Genomic DNA, 25,887 nt, shown 5'->3' on the forward strand with positions numbered 1-25,887 from the left:
CTGGGGTGCGTCAACCCCTCAGGGACCGGCCCTCCGCACGTTCCTACGAGCTCTCCGCCTTCGTCAGCGTCCTGACGGACGGTGACCTGGCGTGGTGTGCGGCGACGGCCATGACGATGACGGAGGTCAGGGTGATGCCCGCGCCGACGTAGAGGGGCGCGGTGTAGCCGAGGCCCGCGGTGATGGCCAGGCCGCCGAGCCAGGCGCCGAGGGCGTTGCCGATGTTCGACGCGGACACGTTGGCGCTGGCGGCCAGTGCCGCGCCGTGGGCGAAGTCGGTGACACGAGTGATCATGCCGGGCACGGCGGCGAACCCGGTCACGCCCATCAGGAACACCAGGATCACCGACCCGACGGCACTGCCGGCCAGCAGGCCGAACGCGGCCAGGGTGACGGTGAGTCCGGCGAGAGCGAGGACCAGGGCGCGATCACGGTCGTGGTCGGCCGCTCGCCCGCCGACCAGGTTGCCGACGACGAGGCCGACGCCGTACACCATCAGCAACCAGGCGACATCCGCCGAGGAGAAGCCGCCGACCTCGGTGAACGTGTAGGCGAGGTAACTGAACGCACCGAACATCCCGCCGTAGCCGAGCGCGGTGGCCGTCAGGGTCAGCCAGACCTGCCAGGAGCGGAACGCCCGGAACTGCGCCCGCAAGCCGGTGAGCGGTGGCGGATCGGAGCGGCCCGGCACAGCCGGCGGCCGCGTCCGAGCCGCGTCGCCGGGGACGAGGGCGACGATTCCCGCGAGCGCGAGGACGCCGATCGCGGTGACCGCCCAGAAGGCCGCTCTCCAGCCCCAGCGTTCACCGACCAGCGCGCCGAACGGCACGCCCAGCACGTTCGCGAGCGTCAGCCCGGCGAACATGACCGCCACCGCGCGGGACTTCCTCTCCGGCGCGACCAGACTGCGGGCGACCAGCGAGCCGATCCCGAAGAACGAACCGTGGCACAGCGCCGCGACGATCCGCCCGAGCATCATCACCTGATAGTTCGGCGCGACCGCCGACAGCAGGTTGCCGATGACGAACAGCGCCACCAGGCCGACCAGGACGCCCTTGCGCGGCAGCCGCGCCGTCGCCGCGGTCAGCGCGATCGCTCCGATCGCGACGCTCAACGCGTACCCGGAGATCAGCCGGCCCGCCGCCGCCTCGGACACCGCGAAACTCGACGCCACCTGTGGCAGCAGCCCGGCGATCAGGAACTCGGTCAGACCGATGCCGAACCCGCCGAGTGCCAGCGCGATGAGCCCACTCGGCATCCGCCGCTCTCCGATCGACCGCCCGGCAAGTCGCTGTCCGCCGCCCCACTATGCCACCACGGGTACGGAGTTCGTACGGGTGCCCGGTCGCCTCGCACTGCCCGCGCACGGCGTGCGGGGCGCGGGGCGCGAGGTGAGGTCACCCTGCCAGGCGCAGGATCCAGGTGCGCGAGCGGTCCCTGTCGCAGTCGAACTGGACGAGGTCGACGTTGTTGTCGGTGGAACGCCCGCCCGCGACCGTCGCGCACTGGCCGGTCTGGTCGTTGACGAGTTCGTAGGAACTGCCGTCCCAGTTGACCAGGCTCCAGCGGCGCGAGGGGTCCGTGTCGCAGTCGAACTGGACGAGGTCGACGTTGTTGTCGGTGGAACGCCCGCCCGCGACCGTCGCGCACTTACGTGTCTGCGCGTTGACGATCTGATAGGAGTTGCCGTCCCCGTTGGTGAGCCTCCAGCGGCGCGAGGGATCCGTGTCGCAGGTGAACTGGACGAGCCCGACGTTGTTCTCGGGGGAGCGTCCTCCGGCCACGGTCATGCATTTGCCGGTCTGCGCGTTTCTGAACTGGAAGGCGGCTCCCGATATCTCGGCCAACGGGCCGCTCGCTTCCGGCTGCGCGACAGCGGGAGCGGGAGCGGGCAGCAGCATGAAGCCGCCGGCCACGAAACCCGTCGAGGCGGCCAGAAGACGACGTGCTCGGGTGGTTGTGCTCATAAGGGTTCTCCTCCCGTGCCTCTGCGAGGAGGTCGAAGAGGCTCTGCCTGGGAGCACCGATCAAAGCGGACCGGCCTCGGGGGCCGACCGAAGCGGACCGGTCTCTCCACTATCGAAGCCTCCGAACGGGCCTGCAACCGGAGTGGAAACCCACGGGCGCAGCTGGGGCAGGACGCCGCACACGACGTCCTCGACCACGTGGCTCCGGTCGGTGAGAGCCGGGAGACCGTCGAGCGCGCCATGGCTGCCGTCCGCGCGGGCGAGATCGTACGGCGCGCGACCGCCATACCCGCCCTGGTGGTCCTGGCCTGACGGCCGGCGCCTGACGGCCGGTCCCCGGGCCGTGGATCCGGGGGCCTACCGCACCAGGCAGGGGCGCCTGCTGTCGAACTCCCAGCCAGGCATCAGGAATTGCATGGTGACGGCGTCGTCGCGCGCCCCCAACGCCTTCTCCCGGTAGAGGTCGTGGGCGGCGAGGAGCCGGTCCATGTCGAGCTGGACGCCGAGGCCCGGGGCGTCCGGGACGGCGATCTCGCCGCCGACGATGCGCGGCGGGGCGGTGGTGAGCCGTTCCAGCCCTTCCTGCCAGATCCAGTGGGTGTCCAGGGCGTTGTACTCGCCCGGGGCCGCGGCGCCGCAGTGGGTCACCATGGCCAGGGAGATGTCGAAGTGGTTGTTGGAGTGGCAGCCCCAGGTCAGGCCCATCGCGTTGCACAGCTGCGCCACCCGCACCGAGCCCCGCATCGTCCAGAAGTGCGGGTCGGCCAGCGGGATGGAGACCGACTGGAGGGTCAGGGCGTGGGCCATCTGGCGCCAGTCGGTGGCGATCATGTTGGTCGCGGTGGGCAGGCCGGTGGCGCGGCGGAACTCGGCGAGGATCTCCCGCCCGGAGTAGCCGCCCTCGGCTCCGCAGGGGTCTTCGGCGTAGGCGAGCGTGCCGACCAGGGGCCGGCACAGCTCGATCGCCTCGCGCAGCGACCACGCGCCGTTCGGGTCGAGGGTGATCCGGGCCTCGGGGAAGCGGTCCTTCAGCGCCCGTACGGCCTTGACCTCCTCCGCGCCTTCCAGGACACCTCCCTTGAGCTTGAAGTCCCGGAAGCCGTAGAGGTCGTAGACCGCCTCGGCCTGGCGGACGATCGCCTCCGGGGTCAGCGCCTCCTCGTGCCTGATCCGGTACCACTCCGCGTCCGCGTCGGGTTCGCGGACGTAGTCCAGGTCGGTCCGGTCCGGGTCGCCGACGTAGAAGAGATAGCCCAACACCCGTACCGAATCCCGCTGTTGGCCGTCGCCGAGAAGCGCCGCGACGGGCACGTCGAGGTGCTGCCCGAGGAGGTCGAGCAGCGCCGACTCGACGGCGGTGACGGTGTGGACGGTGGTCCGCAGGTCGAAGGTCTGGGCGCCCCGGCCGCCGGCGTCGCGGTCGGCGAAACGGTCACCGATCTCGCGGAGGACGCGCTGGTAGTCGCCCACCTTCGCACCGAGGACGAGGGGTTCGGCGTCGCGGAGCGTCTGCGTGATCTTCTCGCCGCCGGGCACCTCCCCCAGTCCCGTACGGCCCTCGGAGTCCGTCAGGACGACGATGTTGCGGGTGAAGTACGGGCCGTGGGCGCCGGAGAGGTTCAGCTCCATGCAGTCGCGGCCGGCGACGGGGTAGACGGCGAACTCGGTGACGGTCGGCTGGCTGCTCATGCTGGTCCAAGCTCCCTTGTGTCATGGATGAGTCGGGCTACAGGCTGAGGACGTCGAGGGCCCACTCGACCGCCAGGACGCCGCCCAGGCCGAGGATCGCGAGCACCGTCGTATAGCTGGTACGGACCTTGATCGCTTCGATGACGGAGAGGTTGAAGTACTCCTTGAAGAGCCAGAATCCCGGGTCGTTGACATGGGAGCAGGCGACGGAACCGCAGGCGACGGCGAGCACCATCATCTCCGGGTGGACCCCGCTGCCCGCCAGCAGCGGCAGCACCACGCCGGAGGCCGTGACGACGGCCACCGTCGCCGAGCCGAGCGCGATGCGGAGGATGACGGCGACGAGCCAGGCGAGGACGATCGGAGAGATGGACCAACTGTCCGTGGCGTCCTTGATGTAGTCGGAGATCCCGCCTTCGACGAGGACGTTCTTGAAGGCCCCGCCGGCGCCGATCACCAGGAGGATCATCGCCATCGCCTTCGCCGCCGAGGTGCAGGAGGCGCCGACCTCGTCCAGGCTCCGGCCGATCCGCGGTCCGAACGCCCAGATCGCCAGGCACAGGGTGAGCAGCAGCGCGATCGGGGCCGAGCCGAGGAAGGCGACGGAGTTCAGGAGCGGGCTCTCGGTGGAGGTGGCCATGTCGGTCACGGCGGCGGCCACGATCAGCACCACGGGGAAGAGCGCCACGAACAGCGACCAGCCGAGGCCGGGCATCTCCTCGTCGGTGAACTCGCGCTCGGTGACCAGACCCTTGGGGATGGCCGGGTCCATCGCCCTGACGAAGGGAAGACGGGGCCAGGTCAGGGCGATGAGCGCACCGGCGGGAACGGCGATGAACAGGCCGTAGAACAGCGTCAGTCCGACGGAGGCGTGGAAGGTCGCGGCGACGGCGGTGGGGCCGGGGTGCGGCGGCAGGAAGCTGTGCATCGTGGACAGCGCGATGGACATCGGCAGACCGACCCACAGCAGCTTCGCCCCGGTGACCCTGACCAGGGTGAACGCGATGGGCACGATGATGATGAAGGCGACCTCGTAGAACATGGTCACGCCGATCAGCATGGACGTGACCACCATGGCCAGCTGGACCCCGCGCGGGCCGAACGCGTCCAGGAGCTTGCCGGCTATCCGTTGCGCGGCACCGGAGTCCCCCATCACCCGCCCGACCATGGCACCGAGTCCGATGGTGAGCATGGTGTCGCCGATCTGGCCACCGATGCCCTCGGAGAGGACGTCCGGGATGGTCGCCACCGGGATTCCCCGGACCAGAGCGACACCGACCGCCACGAGCAGGAGTGCCGCGAAGCCGTTCAGTCTCAGCCTGGTCATGAGCAGCAGCAGGATCAGCACGCTGATCCCGACCACGAGCAGGGGCATGACAGTTCTCCCTTGAACTGTTGTGGGGCGGCGAACTGTTGAGGGCCATCCCTGTATGCAGATGCTGTCCACGTATGCAGATGGAGGTTAGGGGTGTGAACAGCGGCGGTCAATGGGAGGAGCGGACATGGATTGCCGCGGACTTACGATGAGCCCCATGTCGGAGGGGAGAGGTGTCCGTGGCGTGAAGTCGGCGGCGCGGACCGTCGCGCTGCTGGAACTGCTCGCCGCACGGGGCGAGCGGCCCTCGCGCCTGGACGAGCTCGCGGAGGACCTGGACGTGCCGCGCAGCAGCATGTACCAGCTGCTGCAGACCCTCGTCGACTGCGGCTGGGTCCGCACCGACGCCACCGGTTCCCTCTACGGCATCGGGATCCGCGCGCTGCTCACCGGAACCAGCTACCTCGACGGCGACCGGCGTATCCGTGCGGTCCGGCCGTACCTCGACGAGGCGTCGGACGCGCTCGGCGAGACGATCCACCTGGCACGGCTCGACGGCCCGGACGTCGTCTACCTGGCGACCCGCGAGTCCCACGAGTACCTGCGCACCATCAGCAGGGTCGGCCGCCGCGTCCCGGCCCATGCCGGCGCCCTCGGCAAGGCCCTCCTCGCCGAGCGCCCCGACGACGAACTGCCGTTCACCGGCGAGTCGTTGACCGCCCTGACGGAGAACACGCACACCAGCCGGACCGCGCTGCTCGCCGACCTGGCCCGGGTGCGCGAGCGCGGCTACTCCACAGACCGCGAGGAGACGGTGACCGGCATCGCCGGGTTCGGCTTCGCCCTCCGGTACGACACACCGGCCACCGACGCCATCAGCTGCTCCGTCCCGGTGGCCCGGCTGACCGGGGAACACGAGGCCCGCATCATCTCGGTGATGCGGGAGGTACGAGCGAAGATCGAAACCCGTCTGCCGCCCGCCTCGGGCACACCCGACTGGCGCTGAGCGGCGACGCCGTCGGGCCGCCCCCGGCGGAAACCGCAGGGGGCTCGCTCCGGTTCGGGCTCAGCCGGCCACCACGGGCTCCGGCAGGCCGGGGCGGCTACCGGCGGCTTCGTACCAGCAGATGCAGGAAGTACGGCGTGCCGATCACCGCTGTCATCAGGCCGGCCCCCAGTTGGGCTGGCGCGATCACCGTGCGGCCGAGGAGGTCGGCCGTGCAGACGAGTGCGGCACCGAGGAGGACGGCGACCGGCACGACGCGTGCGTGCCGTCGGCCCACGAGGGCACGTGCCGCGTGCGGTGCCACCAGGCCCACGAAGCCGATGGTTCCGGCCGAGGCGACGGCGGTCGCGCTGAGCAGGACGCCCGCCACCAGGAAGCCGAGCCGGGCCCGGGACAGCCGCAGGCCGAGGAGCCTCGGTGTGTCTCCGTCCAGGGAGACGAGGTCCAGCTCGGTGCGCCGGGCGACCGCCAAGGCGAGGCCCGGCATCAGCACGAGCGCGACGGGCAGGACATCCGGCATGGTCCGCCCGTACGTCGAACCGGACAGCCAGGTCAGCGCCTTCGCGGCGTTGAACGGGTCGGTGAGCACGATGAGCAGACTGATCAGCGCCGTCGTCCCGCTGGCCACGCCGATACCGATGAGCACGAGCCGGTTCTGCTGATAGCCGCCCCGGGCCGCGAGCCCGAAGACGACCACGGAGGAGATCGCGGCCCCCACGAACGCGGCACCCGCGACGCTCCACGGGCCGGCGACGGGCACGGTGGTGACGAGCAGTACGGCGCCCAGCGCGGCTCCGCCGGACACGCCCAGCACCCCGGGCTCGGCGAGCGGGTTGCGGGTCACGGCCTGCACCAGCGTGCCGGCCAGCGCGAGCGCCGCGCCCGCGCACAGGGCCGCGAGAACGCGGGGCACCCGGGTGTCCAGGACGAAGGACACGGTCCGGCCGGCCCGCCCCTGCGCCCAATTCGCGACATCGCCGAGCAGGAGTCTGCTGTCGCCCAGCAGGACGCCGGCGATCGTGACCCCCACGACCACGGCGACGAGGGCGGTCACCGTGACCAGGAACGCCGGCCGGCTGGGGATGCGCAGCCGGTCCGGCGCGTCGGCTCCGGCCGTGTCCCGCAGTCGTAGGGCCATCACCACCAGGAACACGGCGCCGACCAGGCTGGTGACGACGCCGGTGGGCACGGCGACCGCCGTGTCGGAGGGGACGAGGGCCCGCAGCAGCACGTCCGACCCGAGGACCAGACCCGCGCCGACCAGGCCGGCCATGGGCAGGGCCGCACGGGCGCGGACGAAACCCCGGAACCGGCGGGCGAGCGGACGCACCAGGGCGGGTGCGCACAGGCCGACGAAGCCGATGGGCCCGGCGAGCGTGACGGCCGCCGCGGACAGGAGCGCCGCCAGGACGACCACCGTGACGCGGGTGGCGCGGACCGGGACGCCCAGTCCGCGGGCGGCGTCGTCGCCGAGAGCGAGCGCGTCGACCCGACGGGCGGTCAGCAGCAGGCCGACGAGCCCGACCGACACGAGGGGCAGCATCTGCAGGACGCCGTCGAAGCCGTTCTGGTTGATGCTGCCCTGGTTCCACTGGTAGAGGCCCTCCGTCTGCTGGGGGAAGAGCAGGAGCAGGCCTTCCGTCACGGAGTTCAGGCCCAGCGCCAGCGCGGTGCCCGCGAGGACCAGTCGTACGGTGCCCGTGCCGAGGCCGGAGAGCGCGAGCACGACGGCCGCTGCGAGCAACCCGCCCACGAAGGCGACGCCGGAGGAGGCGATCAGGGGCAGCGAGACGCCGGTGACACCGGCCATGCCGAGCGCCAGGTACGAACCGGCGTTCACCGCGAGGGTGTCGGGCGAGGCGAGCACATTGCGGCTGACGGCCTGCAGCACGGCGCCCGCCACGCCGAGGACGACGCCGACCAGGATGCCCGCGGTCATCCGCGGCAGCCGGGAGGCGATCACGACCGAGGCGTCGGCCGGATCGGCCTGCCCGGTCAGGGCCTTGAACACCTCGGCCGGCCCGACGGCGGCGGTGCCCTGGGTGATGTCGACGACGGCGAGGACGGCGACCAGGAGGACGAGCGTGGCCGTCACCGCGGCCGCGCCCGTCCGGGACGCGGCCGTCGACGGACGGGTGGCGGGGGACGTCGCGGTGACGGCCATGGCGGGCGCTACTTCGTCAGCGCGTCGACGACGGCGTCGATGTACGCCTCCATCGACTCGGGACCGCCGAACATCCAGATACCGTCGGGCAGTCGGTGCACGTCACCGGCCTTCACGAAGGGCAGGGACGTCCATACGGCGTTCTTCGCCAGTTCGTTGGTGAAGGGCGTACTGGTCTCGTCGCCGTCGTTGCCTATGTAGGCGAACCGCACGTCGTCCGGCAGATCGGTGAGGCCTTCGACATCGGTGGTCCCCAGGCCGTAGCTCTCGTCGCCCTTGACCTTCCAGGCGTTCTTCAGGCCGATCCGCTCGTTGACGGCCCCGATGAGGGAACCGCTGGTGTACGGGCGCACGGAGACCTGGTTGGAGGTGGCGTAGCCGTCGGCGAAGGCGATCTCCGTGCCGGCGAGCCCGGCGTCGGCGAGGGCCTTCTCGCCCTCGGCGACCTTGGCCTCGAAGTCCGCGCGGGCCGCCTTGGCCTGGTCGGTGGTGCCGGTGGCCTTGGCGATGAGGTCGAGGTTGTCCAGCATCTGCCCGATCTGGTCGGAGGCGTCGGCGGACTTGATCCCCAGCACGGGGGCGATCTCGCGGAGTTGCTTCACGGCCGCGGGCGGCAGGTCGGAGGAGGCGACGATGAGGTCGGGCGAGAGGGCGGCGATGGTGTCCATGCTCGGCTCGCCGCGCGTGCCGATGTCCTTCGGCTCGTTCTTCAACGGGACGGCGGTGTCCCAGGTCTTGTAGCCCTTGACGTCGGCGACGCCGACGGGGTCGACGCCGAGCGTGATGAGGCTCTCGACCTCGTTCCACTCGGTGGCGACGACCTTGGTGGCCGGGCCGTCGAGCTCGACCTTCGCGCCGGTGTAGTCGGTCAGGGTGATGGCCTCGGCGGCCTTCGCGGAACTGTCGGCGGCAGGCTCGGTGGTGCCGCACCCGGCGAGGGTGAGCGCCGCGGCGGTGGTGGTGGCCGCGGTGAGCAGAAGGCGTCTCATGAAGGGGTGCCGAGCCTTTCGGTTCGCGTGTGTCGGGTGTGGTGGCGGCCGATCGGACGGGTGCGCAGTCGGCCGGTCAGAGGGTCGGTGTCGACGTCGATCCGGATGCCGTAGACGGCGGTCAGGCGTTCCGGTGTCAGGACGTCCTCGGGTCGGCCTTCGGCGACGATCCGGCCCGCTTCGAGCAGCGTGATCCGGTCGGCGACGGCCGCCGCCTGGTCGAGGTCGTGCAGGACGACGCCGACGGCGATTCCTTGGTCGTCCGCCAGGTCGCGGACGAGGTCGAGGAGTTCGATCTGATAGCGCAGGTCGAGGTAGGTCGTCGGCTCGTCCAGCAGGAGCACGCCGGTCTCCTGGGCGAGGCAGCCGGCGAGCCACACCCGCTGCAACTGCCCGCCGGACAGGTGGTCGGCGCCGCGCTCGGCGAGGTCCGTGACACCGGTCAGCGCGAGGGCCCGGTCGACCGCGGCCGTCGCGTCCGGGTCCTGGCGGCCGAAACGGCCCCGGTAGGGATAGCGGCCGAACTCGACGACGTCCCGCACGGTCAGTCCGCCGGGCGTGGGACGTCCTTGGGTCAGCAGGGCCACGTGCCGCGCGAACTCACGGGCGGTCAGGGCGAGGCCGTCGGTGGCGGCATCGATCCTGAGGGTGGCCCGGCGGGCCCGCTGCAGCCGGGCGATCGTCCGCAGGAGCGTCGACTTCCCGCTGCCGTTGGGACCGACCAGGGCGGTCACTTCACCGGGCCGCAGTGTGACCGCCACGTCGTGCACGACGTCGACGCCGTCGTACGACACCGTGACGCCCGTGGCCGACAGTTCGTGTCCGCGTAGCCGCGGGCTGTCGGCTGTTTCCTCACCAGATCTCACAGAAGAAGGTTAGCCTAACCTAAATAAAGGTCAGTCAGGGTGGCTCACCCCACGGGCTGCGCCCGGCCCCCGCTCAGCCCCGTCAAGCGGAACGTTTCATCCAGCCGGTCCAGCCGGTCCGGCCACCTCGAACGGTCCGTCCGGTCCGTCCGCAGCGCGAGGATCCCCAGACGCAGTGCTATCGCGATGAGATGCGTGCGGTTCTTCGCGCACAACTTCTCCCGGATGCTGCGCATGTGGGATGCCACCGTGCGGGGCGAGATCGACAGCTGCTGGGACATGTCCGCGTCCGACATACCGTGGGCCGCCAGAAGAAGGATCTCCAGTTCCCGGGTGCTGAGTCGGCCAGAGGTGTCCACTGTCATGGTGCCTGCCTTGTTCGAAGGGGGGTCGAGGACCCGCGACATCGTCCGCCTGGTGCGCTGTGACTCTTCCGTGACACCCGGGCCCCGGCCATCGACCATTCGACCGATACCGGCGCCGGCCATCGGCCGATCGGCCTCGTCCCTTCCGCCCCGAAGAGGATCGGCCGTCAGGAACGCGCCGACCGCCCGGTCCTCACGGCCATTCGGTCGGCCCGCTTTCGAATGGCCCGCTTCGATCGGCCCGCTTTCGATCGGCCCGCTTTCCACGGACGGCCGGACCGGCCACGTGATCCATGGCATGCTCGGCCCCGTGAGCAGCACCCCCACACGCGTATTGATCGCCGACGATCAGGATCTGATCCGGGCCGGCTTCCGCCTCATCCTCGACGCCCAGGAGGGCATCGAGGTGATCGGAGAGGCCGCCGACGGGCTCGCCTGCGTGGAGCTGGCGCGCGCCTTGCGGCCGGATGTGTGCCTGGTGGACGTCCGCATGCCGAAGCTGGACGGGCTGGAGGTGACCCGACTCCTGTCCGGCCCCGGGGCGATGTACCCGACCCAGGTCGTGGTGGTCACCAGCTTCGACCAGGACGACTACCTCAACGTGGCGCTGCGCAACGGAGCTTGCGGTTTCCTACTGAAGGACGCCACGCCCGCGTTGCTGGTCGAGGCGGTGCGGGCGGCGGCGCGCGGTGACGCACTGGTCTCGCCCGCGGTGACGGTCCGGCTGCTGAAGCAGTTGGAGGAACGGGCGTCGGCGCCGACGAACGGCACCGGTGTGCCCGAATCGTCGCTCACCGCCCGCGAGTTGGATGTCGCCCGGCTGGTCGCGGTGGGCCGTACCAACCAGGAGATCAGCGACGAGCTGTGCCTGTCCCTGTCCACCGTGAAGACGCATCTGGGCCATATCCACCACAAGCTCGGCGTACGCAACCGTGTCGAGGTGGCCGCGTGGGCCTGGGCCAACGGGGCGGTCCGGACGGCGCACTGACGGTGGTTCGGTGAAGGACCTGTTGCCGATCTGTGTCCCTCCCCACACATCGATCGACCGTCTATCAGGCAGGCATGCACATGCCTAACCTCCAGTTGTATGACAACTTCGTCACTCGGGGCACTTTCGGCACGAGCGACCCACCCGCACCACGGCCCCCCTCGGTTACCCGTACGGCGGCTGAACCATCGCGCCCTCTACCCGGCTCTGGGTGTGCTGTGGCTGCTCGACATAGGGATCATCGGGTCACAGCAGCGCAGCCCCGTCGACTGGCTGCCACTCGTGACCGGCCCTGTCGCCCTGGCGCTGGTGCTCCTGCCGGAACCGCGGCTGAGCATCGAGTGGCGGGCGGGGGTCTGCGCGGCCGTCTCGACGGCGGTGACGCTGGGCACCTTGCTGATGGGGGCGGCTCTGCCCGAATGGGGGCTGCTGGAGACGGCGTGCATGCTGGTCCTGCTCGCCCGCACCTGCCGCAACGTCCCCCGGCACGGCATCGCCCTCGCACTGGCCGCCGCGATCGGGGCCAGCGTCATCGACGAACCCCTGCGCACCGGGGGTACCGGAATCACCCTGACCTATCCCTTCCTGCTGACGTTCGCCGTCGGCGGGGCGGTCGGAACGGGCTGCTATCTGCGCACCCTGGACGCCTGCCGCACCCGTACGATCGCCGCCGTACGGCTCGCCGAGCGCATCCAACTCGCCCGTGAACTGCACGACTTCGTCGCCCACCACGTGACGGGAATCATCGCTCAGGCACACGCCGCCGGGGTGATCCATGAGAGCGCGCCCCATCAGGTCGGCCCCATCCTGAGCAACATCGCCGAAGCCGGGCAGCGGACCATGGACTCCATGCGCCGCCTGATCCGCGTACTGCGCGAGGAGGGCGAGCAGACCACCATCGAGCGCCCCGAGGAGCCGTACACCGAACTCACCAAACTGGTCTCGTCGTTCAGTGGCCAGGGTGACGGATCCACCGCCCAGCTGGAGGTCACCGCCGCCGCCCGAAGAAGCGGCCTGCTGCCCGAGGTGGGCTCCGCGGTCCATCGCGTGGTGCAGGAGGCGCTGACCAACGTACGGCGGCATGCGCCGGGCACCCAGGCGACGGTACGCGTCCACCGCACCCGCGACGATCTGCTCCGGGTCGACGTGTACAACACCGGGCCCGAACGTCGGGGCTCCCGGCCCACGGGAGGCCACGGCGGCTACGGTCTGATCGGTCTGCGCGAGCGGGTGGAGGCGGTCGGCGGCTCCCTGACGGCGGGCCCCGCCGACGACGGCGGCTGGTGGCTCATCGCCCATTTCCCGGTGCTCACGGAAGCCGAACCGCAGGGCGCCGAACGGTCCGCCGCCCCGGTTCCCTCGTCTCGCCCGCACCACGGACGCCATGCCAAGCCGAATGCCCGTACGGAGCCCGAGCCGGACATGAACTGGGAGGCGAGTTAGTACTGCAGCCGCAGTTGGTGTGACGAGTGGTCGGGCGGCTCGTTGAACTGGGCATGGGTGGGGACGTCACGGTTGATGAGGTGCACCGCTGGGCGGCGGGTCTGGACGCTCTGCATGCTCGGATCAGTGGGCATTTCCGGAGGTCGGAGCCGCGTCGGCGGGCAGGAGAGTACCTGCGCGGACTGCTCGCGCCGCTGGAGCGCAAGAACGGCTGGACACTGGCCGAGCAGGCCGGTGAGCTGTGCCCGGACGGCATGCAACGGCTGCTGAACCAGGCCGACTGGTCCGCCGACGCGGTCCGTGACGAGGTCCGTGGCTTCGTGCTGGAAAACCTGGGCGCCGAGGACGGTGTGCTGGCCGTGGACGAGACCGGCTTCGTCAAGAAGGGCACCCGCTCGGCCGGCGTGCAGCGGCAGTACACCGGCACTTCCGGGAAGATCGACAACTGCCAGCTGGGAGTGTTCCTGGCCTACGTCTCCGCCAAGGGGCGGGCGTTGATCGACCGGGAGCTGTACCTCCCCACTTCCTGGATCGAGGATCCGGCCCGCCGGGCGGACGCGAGGATCGGTGACGAGGTCGCCTTCCGCACCAAGCCCGCGCTGGCCCGCGCGATGCTGGAGCGGGCGGTTGCCGCGAAGGTGCCGTTTCGCTGGGTGACCGGCGACGAGGTCTACGGCCAGGACCCGGTCCTACGCGGCTGGCTGGCCGAACAGCGCCTGAGCTACGTGCTGGCAGTCGCCTCCAGACATCGATGCGGGCCGCGCGGGCAGAACGCCCGCACCGTCTCAGCGATCCTGCCGGAGCACACCTGGGAGATCCGCTCGGCCGGGGAGGGTGCCCACGGCCTGCGCGAATACGCATGGGCCCTGGTCCCGCTGCCAGGTGAGCGTGACGACGGCTTCGAAGACGCCCTGCTGATCCGGCGGTCCCTCGCCGACGGCGAGCGCGCCTACTACCTGGTGCACGCACCCGCGAACACGCCGCAGGCCGAGATCGTCCGCGCTGCTGGGGCCCGCTGGGCGATCGAAGAATGCTTCCAGGCCGCCAAGAACGAGGCCGGCCTGGACCACTACCAAGTACGCCAATACCCGGCCTGGTACCGGCACATCACCCTGGCCATGGCAGCTGCCGCCCACCTGACCGCAGTCCGGAGCACCACTCACGAAAAGGGGGACACAGCCGCGACCTCATCCGACTGAGCGTGAACGAAATCCGCCGCCTGCTGAGCAGATTCACCCACGCCGTCCGGCACGAAGCCGACCACATCCTGCACTGGTCACGCTGGCGCCGCCGCCATCAACAGCGAGCCCGCCTCAGCCACTACCGCCGCCGCGGCCACCAACCCCCGTAACTGCGGCTGCAGTATTAGGCGATCCGGGGCGCGAATTAGGCAATTCTACGAATCGCGCCGGGCGGGCACCGGCCTCTAATGTGGCGAAGACCAAAGGCGCCGGGACGGCCTTCTCACGTCCCGCAGAGTGGTGAAACGGCCCGGACCGGGCCCCTTTCAAGGGCCCGGTCCACCACTTTCCCGTTTCACCGCTTCGCTCGGCGAACCGGCGAACCGGCGAACCGGCGAACCGGCGGACCGGCGGACCGGCGGACCGGTGCCCCATTTCGAGGCGACGCAGGAGGCACATGAGTACGGCCGTCGTGGTGGGCAGCGGTCCGAACGGACTCGCGGCCGCCGCGTTCCTCGCCCGGGAGGGTGTCGAGGTCACCGTCCTCGAAGCCGCCGACACCATCGGCGGCGGCACGCGCACCAGCGAACTGACCCCGGGACTCCTGCACGACCACTGCTCCGCCACCCATCCCATGGCCGTCGGCTCCCCGTTCCTGCGCGGCCTCGACCTCGGCCGTCACGGCCTCACCTGGTGCCTGCCGGACATCGACTGCGTGCACCCGCTGGACTCCGGCGAGGCCGGGGTCCTGCACCGGTCGGTGGAGGAGACGGCCGACGGCCTCGGCGGTGGGGACGGACGCAGATGGCGGCGGGTCTTCCGGCCGCTCACTGACGGCTACGACGAACTCGCCGAGGACCTCATGCAGCCGCTCGGACATGTGCCGAAGCATCCGTTGCGCCTGGCCGCGTTCGGTCCGCAGGCCCTGCTGCCCGCCGCCGCGGTGGCCCGGCTGTGGCGGGGCGAGACCACCCGCGCGCTCTTCGCCGGGGTGGCCGCGCACGCGTTCCGCCCGTTCCACCGGCCGGCGAGCGCCGCGGTCGGCCTGACGATCATCGCCGCCGGTCACCGCCACGGCTGGCCGGTGGCCGCGGGCGGTTCCCGGGCGATCAGCGACGCGCTCGCGGCACTGATCACCGAGTTCGGCGGCCGGATCGAGACCGGTGTGCGGGTGCGTTCCCAGGCCGATCTGCCCCCGGCCGACGTGGTCCTCTTCGACCTCGCGCCGCGCGCGGTCGCCGACATCCTGGGCGACCGGCTGCCGGCACGGGTGGCCCGGGCCTATCGCCGCTACCGCCACGGCCCCGGCGCCTTCAAGGTCGACTTCGCCGTCCAGGGCGGTGTGCCGTGGACCAACGGGGCGGCCCGCCGGGCCGGCACCGTGCACCTCGGCGGGAACTACGAGGAGGTCGCCGCCGCCGAGCGGGCGATCCACGCCGGGCGTATGCCGGAGCGGCCCTTCGTCCTCGTCGGCCAGCAGTACCTGGCCGATCCACAACGTTCGCAGGGTGATGTCCACCCGGTCTGGACGTACGCGCACGTGCCGCACGGCTACGACGGCGACGCCACGGAGGCGGTCGTCGCGCAGATCGAACGGTTCGCCCCCGGATTCCGCGAGCGGGTCCTGGACATGGCCGTCCGCTCACCGGCCGGCTTCGAGGAGTACAACCCGAACTACGTCGGCGGTGACGTCATCGCCGGGGCGAACACCGCCCTCCAGCTCGTGCTGCGTCCCCGCCCCGCGTTCGACCCCTACAGCACCGGCGTGCCCGGCATGTACATCTGCTCCGCGGCGACGCCACCGGGAGCGGGCGCCCATGGCATGTGCGGCGCGAACGCGGCCGCGTCGGCGCTGCGCCGAATTCGCTGAAAAGCCTTTTTCAGAACGGCCCGGACCACAAGGTCCGGGCCTTTTTCGTGCCGCCCGCCCACTGTGAACCCCGTCACTCTCAGATTCATCAATTTTCCGGATGTGAGGTCCCTGCGGACGCCCGTAGTGTTCTTTCTCGAAGGGCAAGGAAAAAGGTTCCCCGAAGCCCTCGAAAAGAAGCCGTAGAAACGAAAGGAAAAAGAGAATGAGCAGCATCGCGAAGGCAATGGACCGTATGGACCTCCCCGTGGAGGGTGTCATCCTCGCGTCCGCACGTCCCACCCTCGGTACCCCGCGCATCGGCCGGGTCGCGAACGGCGCCAACGCGCTCGCCGCGCTGGGTGGCCTGGCGGACCTGGCCCAGGTCGGCGGCGGCGTCGCCCAGGTGGTCGGCGCGGCCAGCGCCGTGGAGGCGAACAACGCCGCCGCGGACGCCAACCAGGCCATCGCCAACGCCGCGAACGCCCAGGCCGCGGCCGTGGGCGGCACCCCGGCCTGATCCGCTCCGCACGGCTCGGCCACGGCCGACCACTGGGAGCGAAAAGGATGAGTGCATGAAAACTGCCGGGCCAGAGGTGTGTTCTGGCCCGGCAGCGCGCTCTGAGACAAGAAAGCGTCTGACGAGTTTACCACGAAAGAGGGGCCCGTGAAATTCACCGGAAAAATCCCTGCCGTAATTCCAGGAAGGATCACCTCCGCGGTGTTCGGTCCGACTCCGGTCAGCCGGGATCGCGCCATCGGCATGTCCGAGCGGCTGGCCGCCGTGTCCAGTCTGCAGTCCTCCCTGGAGTACCTGGCCCAGCGCAAGGACATCGAGAAGGGAGGGATGAACGACTGGGAGGTGGCCAGGCAGTACCTCGCCGGAGCCGGTCCCCTGACACGCCGTCTGGTCGACAGCGTCAGCGGAGTGCACACCACCACCGCCCTGCACGTGGCCCGCTCCGCCGTGGCCGTCGGCATGCTGCTGCCCGGCAATTCCCGGTGGCGGGGTGCGGGCAACCTCTTCCTCGGCGCCTCCTCCGCCGTGCTCGCCCCGCGCCACCACTACGGCGGCGACGGCTCCGACCAGGTGGCCACACTGGTCCAGATCGCCACCGGCGCCGCCCGTCTGGTGCCCTCGCCGGCGGCCAAGGACGCACTGGTGTGGTACGCCGCCCTCCAGGCCAACATGGCGTACGCGGTGTCCGGTTGGGTCAAGCTGTTCGGCAAGCCCTGGCGGGACGCCTCCGCGCTCGGCGGAGTGATGCGCACCCGTACGTACGGTCACGAAGGCATCTTCCGCTGGACCCAGGAGCACCCGAAGACCGCCAAGGCACTCACGCACAGCGTGCTGGCACTGGAGTGCCTCTTCCCGCTCGCCTACGCCCGCGGTGGCAGACTGACCCGCTCCATGATCACCAGTGCCGCGGCGTTCCACGTGGCCAACGGCTACTTCATGGGCCTGAGCCGGTTCGTGACCGCCTTCCCCGCGTTCCACCCCCTGGTCGCCTACACCAGCACGCCCCGGTCCCACGCCGCCGTCGCCGGACGTGACGACCGTGCCGTCAAGGCCGCGGTCGTCGCACTCGCGGGCGGCACCGCCGCGGCGGCCGTGACCGCCGTACGGAGGCGGCTGCGCACCACCGAGGGCTGGCACTCCTCCCGCATGCTGACGACCCGGCACGGAAACCGGCTCCAGTACGAGGAGTACTCGCCCGGCGACCCCGACCAGCCGGTCGTCGTCCTGGCCAGTGGACTGCTGTCGACGAGCGAACACTATGCCTGGATCTCCGAACGGCTGGCCCACGAGACCCGGTACGGCATCGTCGCCTACGCCCGTGCCGGATACGCCGGCAGCCGCCGCAGGGCCACCAGCCCGTACCGGCTGTCGGAGTCCGTGCACGACCTGGTCGACCTCGTGAACGGAGCGGTCGCCCCGCACCGCGGGGTGATACTCGTCGGCCACTCCATCGGCGGCGAGATCGCCCGGCGCGCCGCCCGCCACCTGGGCGACCGGCTCCAGGGCATCGTGTACCTCGACTCCTCCCACCCCGGCCAGTTCGCCGACGGACTGAGCCAGGTGGAGAAGGGTCTCTCGGGCCACTTCGCCGCTGTCAGCCGGGCACTGCGCCTGGGCACCGGCGCCCTCCTCACCCGTCCCGTCTGGATCACCGAACTGCCCTACGCCTACCGGAAGAAGGTCTTCGCGCAGTACGCGGACGCCCGCATGTGGGAGGCCGCACGCCGCGAATGGAAGTCCGTACGGGACGACTTCGCGTCCTTCAAGGGAGCGCTCGCCCGGATCGAGGGCGTACCCGCGCTCGTGATCTCCGCCCAGCGGACCGTGGACACCAACCCCGAACAGCTCCTCCTCCACAAGGAGCTCGCCGAGGCCCATGTCGGCGCGCGCAGCGAGGCCGTGGTCATCGAGGGCGCCACCCACGAGACCATGCTGATCAACAGCCGCTTCGCGCACCAGGTGACGGACCGCATCGTCGCGTTCTTCGGCGCCCCCGACCGCCGCTCGCCCGGCTCGGGCTCCTCCCGGCCGTCCCGTCCCGCCGCCCGCAAGGAGGCCACCCGATGACGTCCCTCCCCCGTCTCCGGCTGAAGAACGTCTTCACCGGTGAGGGAGCTCCCTGGCGGATCGCCGGAGCCGCCCTGCTCCTGCTGACCCTCGCCGGCCAGCACCCCCACCAGCACTTCGGCCGGGTCCGCTCCCGGGACCACTTCTCCCTGCTGCCGAACTGGCGGTTCTTCGCACCGCACCCGGCCATGTTCGACTTCCACTTCCTGTACCGGATGGTGAGCGGCGACGGCGCGGCCTCCGGCTGGCGCGACGCCAGCGGCATCGAGGACCGCAAGCCGCTGCACCTGCTCTGGTTCCCGACCCGCCGCGCCGACAAGTCCGTCTTCGACGCGTGCCAGGAGATCCTGCCCCGCCTCGACCAGGGCTTCGCCGCCGCCGCCCACACCCCCGGCTACCGGCTGATCTCCGAGCACGTACGCACCCGTATCGCGGCCGAGGAGACGGACCAGGACGTCAAGGGCTTCCAGTTCGCCCTGGCCTCCGGAACCGGATACGACATGCGCCAGGGCCCCCAGCTCATGTTCGTCTCCCCCTTCGTGCCGCTCGACCCGCACGCCCCGAGCACTCCGCTCACCCCGTCCGCTCCGCCCGCCTCCGCCAAGACCGAAGTGAGGACCTGACCTATGAGCCTCGACAACCCCTTCTTCATCAGCGGCCTCGTGCTGATCGGCCTCGGCTTCGTCAAGGCGGCCCTCCTGTACGTCCAGGTCGTGCGGGAACGCAAGCACGACGGGAGTGACGCCGAGTGAACCCCGCCGGCACGCGGCCCCCGACCAGGCCGCGGGCCGTGCACCGGGCGGTCCCCGAGCTCCATCTGCATCTGCTGTGGGGCAAGGGCGCCAAACCGTGGCGAGCGCTCGGCCGGCACCGCGGGCTGATCGCACTCGGCATCCTGCTGGGCCTGCTGGGCGCCGCGGCGTCCCTGGCCCAGCCCGCGGTCATCGGCGGACTGGTCGCCTCCGTGGAGCAGCGACGGCCGGTGACCGGCCCCATCCTGATCGCCGCGGCCCTGTTCCTCGCCGACGCCGTCCTCGGCGCCCTCCACTCGTACGTCATCGGGCTCGCCGGGGAGAACATCGTCTACGACATCCGCAGCAACCTCGCCGCCCGGCTGCTGCGCTCCCGGTTCCGCGCGTACAGCGGCTGGAAGCAGGGCGATGTCTTCGCCCGGATGGTCAGCGACACCCTCCTCGCCCGCACCACCATGACGCACGCCATCGACAGCATCATCCAGAACGGTTTCCTGGTCGTCGGCGGTATCGCGCTGATGGCCTGGGTCGACGAGGTACTGCTCGCCGCCACGCTGGCCTGTCTCGGCGTCACCAGCGTCATCTCGCTCTGGCTGGCACGTGGGGTGCGGAAGGTGTCGATCACCAACCAGACCGACACCGGCAACTTCGGCTCCGCGCTGATGCGGGTGCTGGGCGCGATGCCGACCGTGAAGGCGTCCCGCGCCGAGGCCCGTGAGGCCGAGGGCATCGCGGACATCGCCAAACAGGCCCGCAAGTCCGGGATCAAGGTGACGGTCCTGTCGTCCCTGCTCGACCCCACCATGAGCATCGGCACCCAGCTCGCCCTCACCGTCGTCATCGCCCTGGGCGCGGCCCGCACCGCGACCGGCGAGATGACCGCCGCCGACCTGACGGCGTTCATCCTCTACCTCTTCTATCTGGTGGCCCCGCTGCTGACGCTGTTCACGTCCATCGCCCAGTTCCAGGTCGGCAGGGCGTCGATCGACCGTCTGGCGGAGCTCGGCAAGATCGAGGTGGAGGGCGACAGGCCGGCGGACCGCCCGGCCGACCGCAAGCGCGGCACCCGGCCCGTCAGGACCGCGTACAACACCGGCCTCGCCTTCGACGCGGTGACGTTCGCCTACCCCGGCAGCGAGAAGGTCGTCCTGGACGACGTCTCCTTCACGGTGCCCGCCAGCGGGCTCACCGCCGTCGTCGGCCCGTCCGGCGCGGGCAAGAGCACCGTCTTCCAGCTCATCGAGCGGCTCTTCGACCCGGTGTCCGGGGCGATCCGCATCGACGGCACGGACATCACCGACCTGCCGCTCAACCAGCTGCGGTCCATCGTCGGATACGTCGACCAGGACCACACCCTGCTGCGCGGCACCGTCCGGGAGAACCTCACCTACAGCGCGCCGGACGCCGACGACAAGGACATCGCCGAGGCGCTGCGCATGGCCAACCTGACCGAGGTGATCGCCGCACTGCCGCACGGGCTCGACACCGAACTCGGCGACCGCGGCGCCGGTCTGTCGGGCGGTCAGCGGCAACGCCTGGCCATCGCCCGTACGTTGCTGCAGGCACCCCGGTTCCTGCTGCTGGACGAGGCCACCGCCAACCTCGACAGCGAGTCGGAGAACGCCCTGCGCGACAGCATCACCATGATCTCCGACTTCTGCGCGGTCATCGCCATCGCCCACCGCCTGTCCACCGTCACCGAGGCCCGGCAGATCGTGGTGCTCGACCAGGGGCGGGTGCACGCCGTCGGCACCCACGACGAACTCCACCGGCACAGCGGCCTCTACCGCCGGCTCGCCCGGCTCCAGGAGCTCAGCGACGTGGCGTCCTGATCCGAGGCCCCCGACAGGAGAGAACATCCCGACAGGAGTACCTGATGAACGACTTCCTGATGACCCCGCTCGTGGTGGCCCTCGGCATCGTCGGCTTCCTGATCGCCACCGGCGCCGTCAACACTCCCGCCGTCATCGGCGCCGCCCTCGTGGCGCTGTTCGGCGCCTGCTCACAGGCCAGAAGGAACACCCACCCGAGGAACACCCCACCCAAGAAGCGGAGGCAGCACCCATGAGCACGTCCACCACTCCCACGACGACCGGCATCGTCGACGACATCGGCTACGGCCGGCAGTTCGACGGCTGGTACCACCGTCTGTTCCCCGACGACGCGTCCGTCGTCGCCGAGGTCGAGCGCCTGGCCTCCCTCCACCCCGACCCGGCCTCCGGCACCGTGGAGTTCGGCGTCGGCAACGGGCGGATCGCGCTCCCGCTGTCGCGCCGCGTCGGCCGGATCACCGGCATCGACTCCTCACCCGAGATGCTCGAGGTCCTGCGCCGGAACCTGACCGACGACACGAGCGTCGAGCCCGTGCACGCCGACATCCGCACCTACACCGCCGACCGCACCGTGGGTCTCGTGTACTGCGTCTGCGCCACCCTGTCCATGCTGCTCACACCCGAGGAGCAGCGACAGGCCGTACAACGCGCCGCCGACCTGCTCACCCCCGGCGGCCGCCTCGTCATGGAGACCCACAACAAGCCGGCCATCCTCGCCCTCCACGAAGGCCGCAGCCGCGCCACGTACTTCACGCCCTACCCGGAGCCCGGCACCGGCCTGCAGAGCCACTCCCTCCTCCTGCCCGAGGGATCGCTGTGGCACCTCTCCCACGTCTGGTACGAGTCCGACGGCACCACCCGCGTCGGCACCGAGGTCTCCCGGCTGACCGCACCGGAGGAGATGGACGCCTATGCCCGCGCCGCCGGCCTCGAACCGGAGACCCGCTTCGGCGACTGGCCCACCGACACGGAACCGTACGCACCGGACTCACCACTGGCGATCTGCACCTACGTGAAGCCTTGGTAGCTACTACGGGTCCGGACGCGGGGCGGGCCGTCGCCGCGGTGGGGCGGCGACGGCCTGTACAGCAGGTGCGGCTCCCAGATGTCAGCGTCTCCCCGTGAGCCCCGCCGGGCTGGGGGCGGACACCTCGAGCTGGCCGGAGACGGCCGCCGGGAGCGCCGTGACGGCACTGGTCGGCGGGTTGAGGTTGACAGTGCCGGACCGGACCTTGACCGTGCTGACCACCCGGCTCTGAGTGTCACCGATCAGCAGGCAGGACTGGAAGGCCTCCTGACGGACATAGATCCGCGGGCCGTTCTCGTCGGTCCAGAGGGTGCCGTCGGCGGCTTCCGCATAGATGTACGACCAGGTGTTGTTCGTGTTGAGGACGTGCGCCTCGCCGCCGGGCGGAATGTTCCACCAGCCGCGCGTTCCCCAACGGCCGTACTCGGCGCAGGTGTCGGGGCTGAAGAAGAGGATGGCGGCGGAGACGGTCAGGCGATAGCGATTGCGGATGCGAAGTTCCATGATCAGTGTTCTCCTTCCTGGAACCGGATGCGCAGTGGCCTGTGATCGACGGGCTCGTCGCCCGGCGGGAGCTGGTGATTCGACATCCCGTCGGTCTCACCGGTGGGGGACGTGACCGGGGCGCTGCCGAAAGCGGACGTCGGGTCCGGCGGCCGTTGTTCACCGGTTCCCTGCTGCTCCTGGAACTGCTGCCGCAGCGGCCGCAGATCGACGGGCTCGTCGCCCGGCGGGAGTTGCTCGTCCGCCGTGGGCAGGGACTGGGCGTCCATCGGGGACCCGGCACTCTGCGCCGCGTGGAACGCCGTCCACAGGTCGGCGTCGGTTCGCTGTGACGATGCCTTGACATCGAAGTCGCTGGTGGCGTCGGGGGGCTTTCGCAGGGCGTTGTCGCTCATCTCGTCCTCCTGGTGTCGGTTGGTGCGACGGGTGGCGGAGAAGTGCGCGTGGCGTGTGGAAGTACTTGTGCCTGTGGGGTGCGTCCGGACGTGAACCGGGAACGTCCGCGCGAGGGGCCTCGGATACGGAGCAGCGGACTGTGGACGGCGTGGACGCCGTCAGCGCGGACGGAAGACGAGGGACCGGCAGGATTGGGGAAGGTGCGGCAGGGCCTCTGTTCTGTCGGACGGTGCCGCACTGCGGTACGACCTCGACCCATAATCGTTACAAGCTGCCTCATTAGCCACAATAAGCCCATCCGGGTGGTCCGGCATCAGAAGCTCACCGCATCGAGCGTCTGCGTCCGGCTCGGACGACGGCGTGGCGGATCAGCGCACTCGCCGTTCCTCCAGAGGCGCGGCGCGCAGTCGTGCGGAGATTTCGCTCGGGAGGTGCGGGGTGTGCCCCACCAGCCGGGCGGAGTTGGCGACCACGGCGATGCTGCTGGTGTTGTGGAGCAGGGCGGCCAGGACGGGGTTGATGGAGCCGCCGGCGCCCGCGATGAGGCCGGCGAGGTTCACGCCGATGGACAGGGTGTAGTTCTGCCGTACGACGCGCAGGGTGTGCCGGCTGAGTTCCACGACGGCGGCGACATTGCGCAGGTCGTTCCCGGCCAGGGCGATGTCGGCGGTCTCCAGCGCGACGTGGGAGGAGTGGGCTCCCATGACGATGCCGACGTCGGCGAGCGCCAGCGCGGGGGCGTCGTTGGTGCCGTCGCCGACCATGGCCACGCTGTGGCCCTCCGTCTGGAGGTCGCGGATCAGCTGGAGTTTGGCCTCGGGCAGCGCGTGGGCGTGGACCTCGGTGATGCCGAGTGCGTCGGCGACGGCCTGGGCGGTCTCGGGTGCGTCACCGGTCAGCAGCACGATGCGGGTCACCCCGAGGTCGGTCAGCTGACGGACGACGGTGTCGGCCCCACCGCGTACCGCGTCGGACAGGCCGAGCATGCCGATCAGCCTGTCGTCGTGGGCGAGGCAGATGACGGTCTCACCGGCGGCGCGCAGGCGGCTCGTCCAGTCCCGGGCGACCTCGGAGAGTTCCAGGCCGTGGCGGCGCAGCAGGGCGGGGCTGCCCACCAGCAGGCGAGTGCCGTCGAGTTCGGCGCGTACGCCCATGCCGAGGACGACCTCGCAGGCTTGGTGGATCGGGATGTGCAGGTGCTGTTCCTCGGTGCGCCGGACGATGGCTTCGGCGAGCGGGTGCCGTGCGTGCAGTTCGCCGGAGGCCGCCAGGCTGAGGACCTCGTCGGCGCCGACCGTCTCGTCGAGCGTGACCACGCTGGTGACCAGGGGACGGCCGAGTGTGAGGGTGCCGGTCTTGTCGAAGACCACGGCGGTGACGCGGCCGATCCCTTCCAGGTGGGTGCCGCCCTTGATGAGGGTGCCCCTGCGGGCGCCGTTGCCGATGGCCGCGCTGATCGCGGTGGGGGTGGCCAGGCCCGCGGCGCAGGGGCAGGCGATCAGCAGCATGGTCATCGCCCGTCGGGCGTCGCGGGTCAGGACGTACGTGATCCCGGCGAGGGCGAACGAGACGGGCACGAAGCGGCGGGTGAAGGCGGCGGCGACGGTCTGGATCGGGGCCCGGTCGGCCTGCGCCTCCTCGACCCGGGTGATGATCCGCCCGACGACGGTGTCCTGTCCGACCGAGGTGGCCCGTACGGCCAGGGAGCCGGTGGAGACGAGGGTGCCCGCGTACACCTCGGTGCCGGGCTGCACGTACACCGGGAGCGCCTCTCCCGTGATGGCCGCCTGGTCGACCAGGGCCTCGCCGGACTCGGCGACGCCGTCGACGGGGATGCGGTGGTGCTCGTACACCGCGACCACGTCCCCGCCCCTGACCTCCGCGAGATCGACCTCCGTCTCCACGCCGTCGCGGACCAGCCAGACCCGCTCCTCGCCGATGGAGAGCAGTTCCTCGATGGCGCGCCGGGTCCGCCGCAGGGTGACGGCCTGCAGGAACTCACCGATGTTGAGCAGCCACAGCACCATCAGCGCGACCACGTTCTCGCGCAGCACGAGTGAGATCACGGTCGCCGTCGTCACCAGCAGATCCGTGCCCGCGTGGCGTCTGCCGCCGAGGGTGCGTGCGGCGCCGCGGAAGAACGGGAGTCCGGTGAAGACGGTGACCGCGCCGAGGAAGCCGGCCGAGCCCGCCGGGGCCCACGGGGGCCGGCCGAGCAGCCGCCGTAGCCCTACCAGGGCGAGCACCGCACCGCCGACCACCAGCCGGGCGACCTCCCCCGTGGAGGAATCGGGCACGGACCGGCTGGCCCTGGCCGGCACACCCGGCGGCGGCGCCTCGGCGAGGGCGGCGACCACCCGGTCCACATCGACCAGGTCGGGCTGCACCCAGACGATCACCGCACCGGTACGCGGAAAGATACGCAGCGCTCTGAATCCCGGCAGATCCGTGAACCGCTCATCGACGATCCCGGCGCAGCCGGGGCGCGCCCGCAGCCAGGGAACCATCAGCCGTACGCGCCCCGCGGCGGCGGACCGCACGATCACCTCGGAGCCGGAGCCGGAGCCGGAGCCTGAGCCGGAGGCCGGAACGGGCGCGGGAACGTCGCCGGGCGCGGACGTGCCGGACATGGCGATCGTCCCTCAGTGCTCGTGATCATGATCGTGGGCATGCCCCTCGACACCGACGGCCGACGGCGGCGGCGCCTCCTCGCCCAGTTGTTCCCTGGCCTCCGCCATCAGGTCTCCCGCCTTCAGACGGGCCTCCTCGGCAGCATCCCCGAGTCGACGCCCCGTAGTGATGCCCCCGGCGATGCCGTTGATCAGCAGTCTGCGGGCCATGGGTTTCGCCTTGGGCGCGGCCTTGGCCGCTCCCCGCAGAACCAGTACACCGGCGGTGCCCGACAGGGCGTAGTGAGTGACGCGGCCGACGACCGCACCTGCGACAGCGACGGGGTGCATCATGGTC

24 protein-coding genes are annotated in these 25,887 nt (G+C 70.8%); 12 read left to right on the forward strand and 12 right to left on the reverse strand.

From position 1 onward, the window contains the following. Positions 1-43: 43 nt before the first annotated feature. From JIX55_RS07540 to JIX55_RS07555, 4 genes are all read right to left on the reverse strand, one after another. Positions 44-1,258 (reverse strand): MFS transporter, encoded by a 1,215-nt coding sequence (locus tag JIX55_RS07540; RefSeq protein ID WP_257562489.1) that lies wholly within the window; start codon positions 1,256-1,258, stop codon positions 44-46. A 139-nt stretch (positions 1,259-1,397) separates the two neighbouring features. Then, positions 1,398-1,967, reverse strand: a complete 570-nt coding sequence (locus JIX55_RS07545) for an RICIN domain-containing protein (protein WP_257562490.1) — start codon at positions 1,965-1,967, stop codon at positions 1,398-1,400. A 357-nt stretch (positions 1,968-2,324) separates the two neighbouring features. Continuing rightward, positions 2,325-3,656, reverse strand: coding sequence for an enolase C-terminal domain-like protein (locus JIX55_RS07550; protein ID WP_257562491.1), 1,332 nt, complete (start codon positions 3,654-3,656; stop codon positions 2,325-2,327). Between the two features lie 37 nt (positions 3,657-3,693). Next, positions 3,694-5,031, reverse strand: coding sequence for a gluconate:H+ symporter (locus tag JIX55_RS07555; protein WP_257562492.1), 1,338 nt, complete (start codon positions 5,029-5,031; stop codon positions 3,694-3,696). A 157-nt stretch (positions 5,032-5,188) separates the two neighbouring features. Here JIX55_RS07555 and JIX55_RS07560 point away from each other — a divergent pair, with 157 nt between their 5' ends. Next, positions 5,189-5,977: an IclR family transcriptional regulator gene (locus JIX55_RS07560; protein ID WP_257562493.1), complete on the forward strand. Its 789-nt coding sequence runs from the start codon at positions 5,189-5,191 to the stop codon at positions 5,975-5,977. A gap of 97 nt (positions 5,978-6,074) precedes the next feature. Here the strand turns inward: JIX55_RS07560 and JIX55_RS07565 are convergent, their stop codons facing one another. The 4 genes from JIX55_RS07565 to JIX55_RS07580 are packed head-to-tail and all read right to left on the reverse strand — an operon-like array spanning position 6,075 to position 10,688. Then, positions 6,075-8,141 carry an iron ABC transporter permease gene (locus JIX55_RS07565; RefSeq protein ID WP_257562494.1) on the reverse strand — a complete coding sequence of 689 codons (2,067 nt, stop codon included), beginning with the start codon at positions 8,139-8,141 and terminating at the stop codon, positions 6,075-6,077. A gap of 8 nt (positions 8,142-8,149) precedes the next feature. After that, positions 8,150-9,130 carry an ABC transporter substrate-binding protein gene (locus JIX55_RS07570; protein WP_257562495.1) on the reverse strand — a complete coding sequence of 327 codons (981 nt, stop codon included), beginning with the start codon at positions 9,128-9,130 and terminating at the stop codon, positions 8,150-8,152. Then, positions 9,127-9,996 carry an ABC transporter ATP-binding protein gene (locus JIX55_RS07575; RefSeq protein ID WP_257562496.1) on the reverse strand — a complete coding sequence of 290 codons (870 nt, stop codon included), beginning with the start codon at positions 9,994-9,996 and terminating at the stop codon, positions 9,127-9,129. The genes JIX55_RS07570 and JIX55_RS07575 overlap by 4 nt, the downstream gene beginning before the upstream one ends. A gap of 44 nt (positions 9,997-10,040) precedes the next feature. Beyond that, positions 10,041-10,688: a helix-turn-helix transcriptional regulator gene (locus JIX55_RS07580; RefSeq protein WP_257562498.1), complete on the reverse strand. Its 648-nt coding sequence runs from the start codon at positions 10,686-10,688 to the stop codon at positions 10,041-10,043. Between JIX55_RS07580 and JIX55_RS07585 the strand changes: the two genes are divergently transcribed. The 11 genes from JIX55_RS07585 (at position 10,660) to JIX55_RS07635 (ending at position 22,020) form a co-directional block, all read left to right on the forward strand. Then, on the forward strand, positions 10,660-11,349 hold the full coding sequence (locus tag JIX55_RS07585; RefSeq protein WP_257562499.1) for a response regulator: 690 nt from the start codon (positions 10,660-10,662) through the stop codon (positions 11,347-11,349). The two genes, JIX55_RS07580 and JIX55_RS07585, sit on opposite strands and share 29 nt — an antisense overlap. A gap of 99 nt (positions 11,350-11,448) precedes the next feature. After that, a complete protein-coding gene (locus tag JIX55_RS07590) occupies positions 11,449-12,792 on the forward strand; it encodes a sensor histidine kinase (protein ID WP_257562500.1) in 1,344 nt (447 codons plus the stop codon). Between the two features lie 53 nt (positions 12,793-12,845). Next, positions 12,846-13,991, forward strand: a complete 1,146-nt coding sequence (locus tag JIX55_RS07595) for an IS701 family transposase (protein ID WP_257562051.1) — start codon at positions 12,846-12,848, stop codon at positions 13,989-13,991. A gap of 439 nt (positions 13,992-14,430) precedes the next feature. Continuing rightward, a complete protein-coding gene (locus JIX55_RS07600; RefSeq protein ID WP_257562502.1) occupies positions 14,431-15,843 on the forward strand; it encodes a phytoene desaturase family protein in 1,413 nt (470 codons plus the stop codon). Between the two features lie 205 nt (positions 15,844-16,048). Further along, positions 16,049-16,342 carry a hypothetical protein gene (locus tag JIX55_RS07605; RefSeq protein ID WP_257562503.1) on the forward strand — a complete coding sequence of 98 codons (294 nt, stop codon included), beginning with the start codon at positions 16,049-16,051 and terminating at the stop codon, positions 16,340-16,342. A 201-nt stretch (positions 16,343-16,543) separates the two neighbouring features. Next, positions 16,544-18,409 (forward strand): alpha/beta fold hydrolase, encoded by a 1,866-nt coding sequence (locus tag JIX55_RS07610; protein WP_257562504.1) that lies wholly within the window; start codon positions 16,544-16,546, stop codon positions 18,407-18,409. After that, entirely contained in the window at positions 18,406-19,032 is a 627-nt protein-coding gene (locus JIX55_RS07615; protein ID WP_257562506.1) for a hypothetical protein, read from the forward strand. The genes JIX55_RS07610 and JIX55_RS07615 overlap by 4 nt, the downstream gene beginning before the upstream one ends. Positions 19,033-19,035: 3 nt before the next feature. Then, positions 19,036-19,161, forward strand: a complete 126-nt coding sequence (locus tag JIX55_RS07620; protein WP_257548935.1) for a hypothetical protein — start codon at positions 19,036-19,038, stop codon at positions 19,159-19,161. Between the two features lie 38 nt (positions 19,162-19,199). Beyond that, positions 19,200-20,993, forward strand: coding sequence for an ABC transporter ATP-binding protein (locus JIX55_RS07625; RefSeq protein ID WP_257562507.1), 1,794 nt, complete (start codon positions 19,200-19,202; stop codon positions 20,991-20,993). 44 nt (positions 20,994-21,037) lie between these two features. Next, a complete protein-coding gene (locus tag JIX55_RS07630; RefSeq protein ID WP_257562508.1) occupies positions 21,038-21,229 on the forward strand; it encodes a hypothetical protein in 192 nt (63 codons plus the stop codon). After that, a complete protein-coding gene (locus JIX55_RS07635; RefSeq protein WP_257562509.1) occupies positions 21,226-22,020 on the forward strand; it encodes a class I SAM-dependent methyltransferase in 795 nt (264 codons plus the stop codon). The genes JIX55_RS07630 and JIX55_RS07635 overlap by 4 nt, the downstream gene beginning before the upstream one ends. Before the next feature lie 81 nt (positions 22,021-22,101). Here the strand turns inward: JIX55_RS07635 and JIX55_RS07640 are convergent, their stop codons facing one another. The 4 genes from JIX55_RS07640 to JIX55_RS07655 form a co-directional block, all read right to left on the reverse strand. Continuing rightward, positions 22,102-22,524, reverse strand: coding sequence for a DUF1036 domain-containing protein (locus JIX55_RS07640; protein WP_257562511.1), 423 nt, complete (start codon positions 22,522-22,524; stop codon positions 22,102-22,104). Positions 22,525-22,526: 2 nt separating this feature from the next. Continuing rightward, on the reverse strand, positions 22,527-22,919 hold the full coding sequence (locus tag JIX55_RS07645) for a hypothetical protein (RefSeq protein ID WP_257562512.1): 393 nt from the start codon (positions 22,917-22,919) through the stop codon (positions 22,527-22,529). A gap of 369 nt (positions 22,920-23,288) precedes the next feature. Beyond that, a complete protein-coding gene (locus JIX55_RS07650; RefSeq protein WP_257562513.1) occupies positions 23,289-25,550 on the reverse strand; it encodes a heavy metal translocating P-type ATPase in 2,262 nt (753 codons plus the stop codon). Positions 25,551-25,562: 12 nt separating this feature from the next. Continuing rightward, complete coding sequence (locus JIX55_RS07655) at positions 25,563-25,883, reverse strand: DUF1490 family protein (RefSeq protein WP_257562514.1); 321 nt, start codon at positions 25,881-25,883, stop codon at positions 25,563-25,565. Positions 25,884-25,887: the final 4 nt, after the last annotated feature.

The sequence above is a fragment of the Streptomyces sp. DSM 40750 genome (assembly GCF_024612035.1).
Taxonomy (GTDB): domain Bacteria; phylum Actinomycetota; class Actinomycetes; order Streptomycetales; family Streptomycetaceae; genus Streptomyces.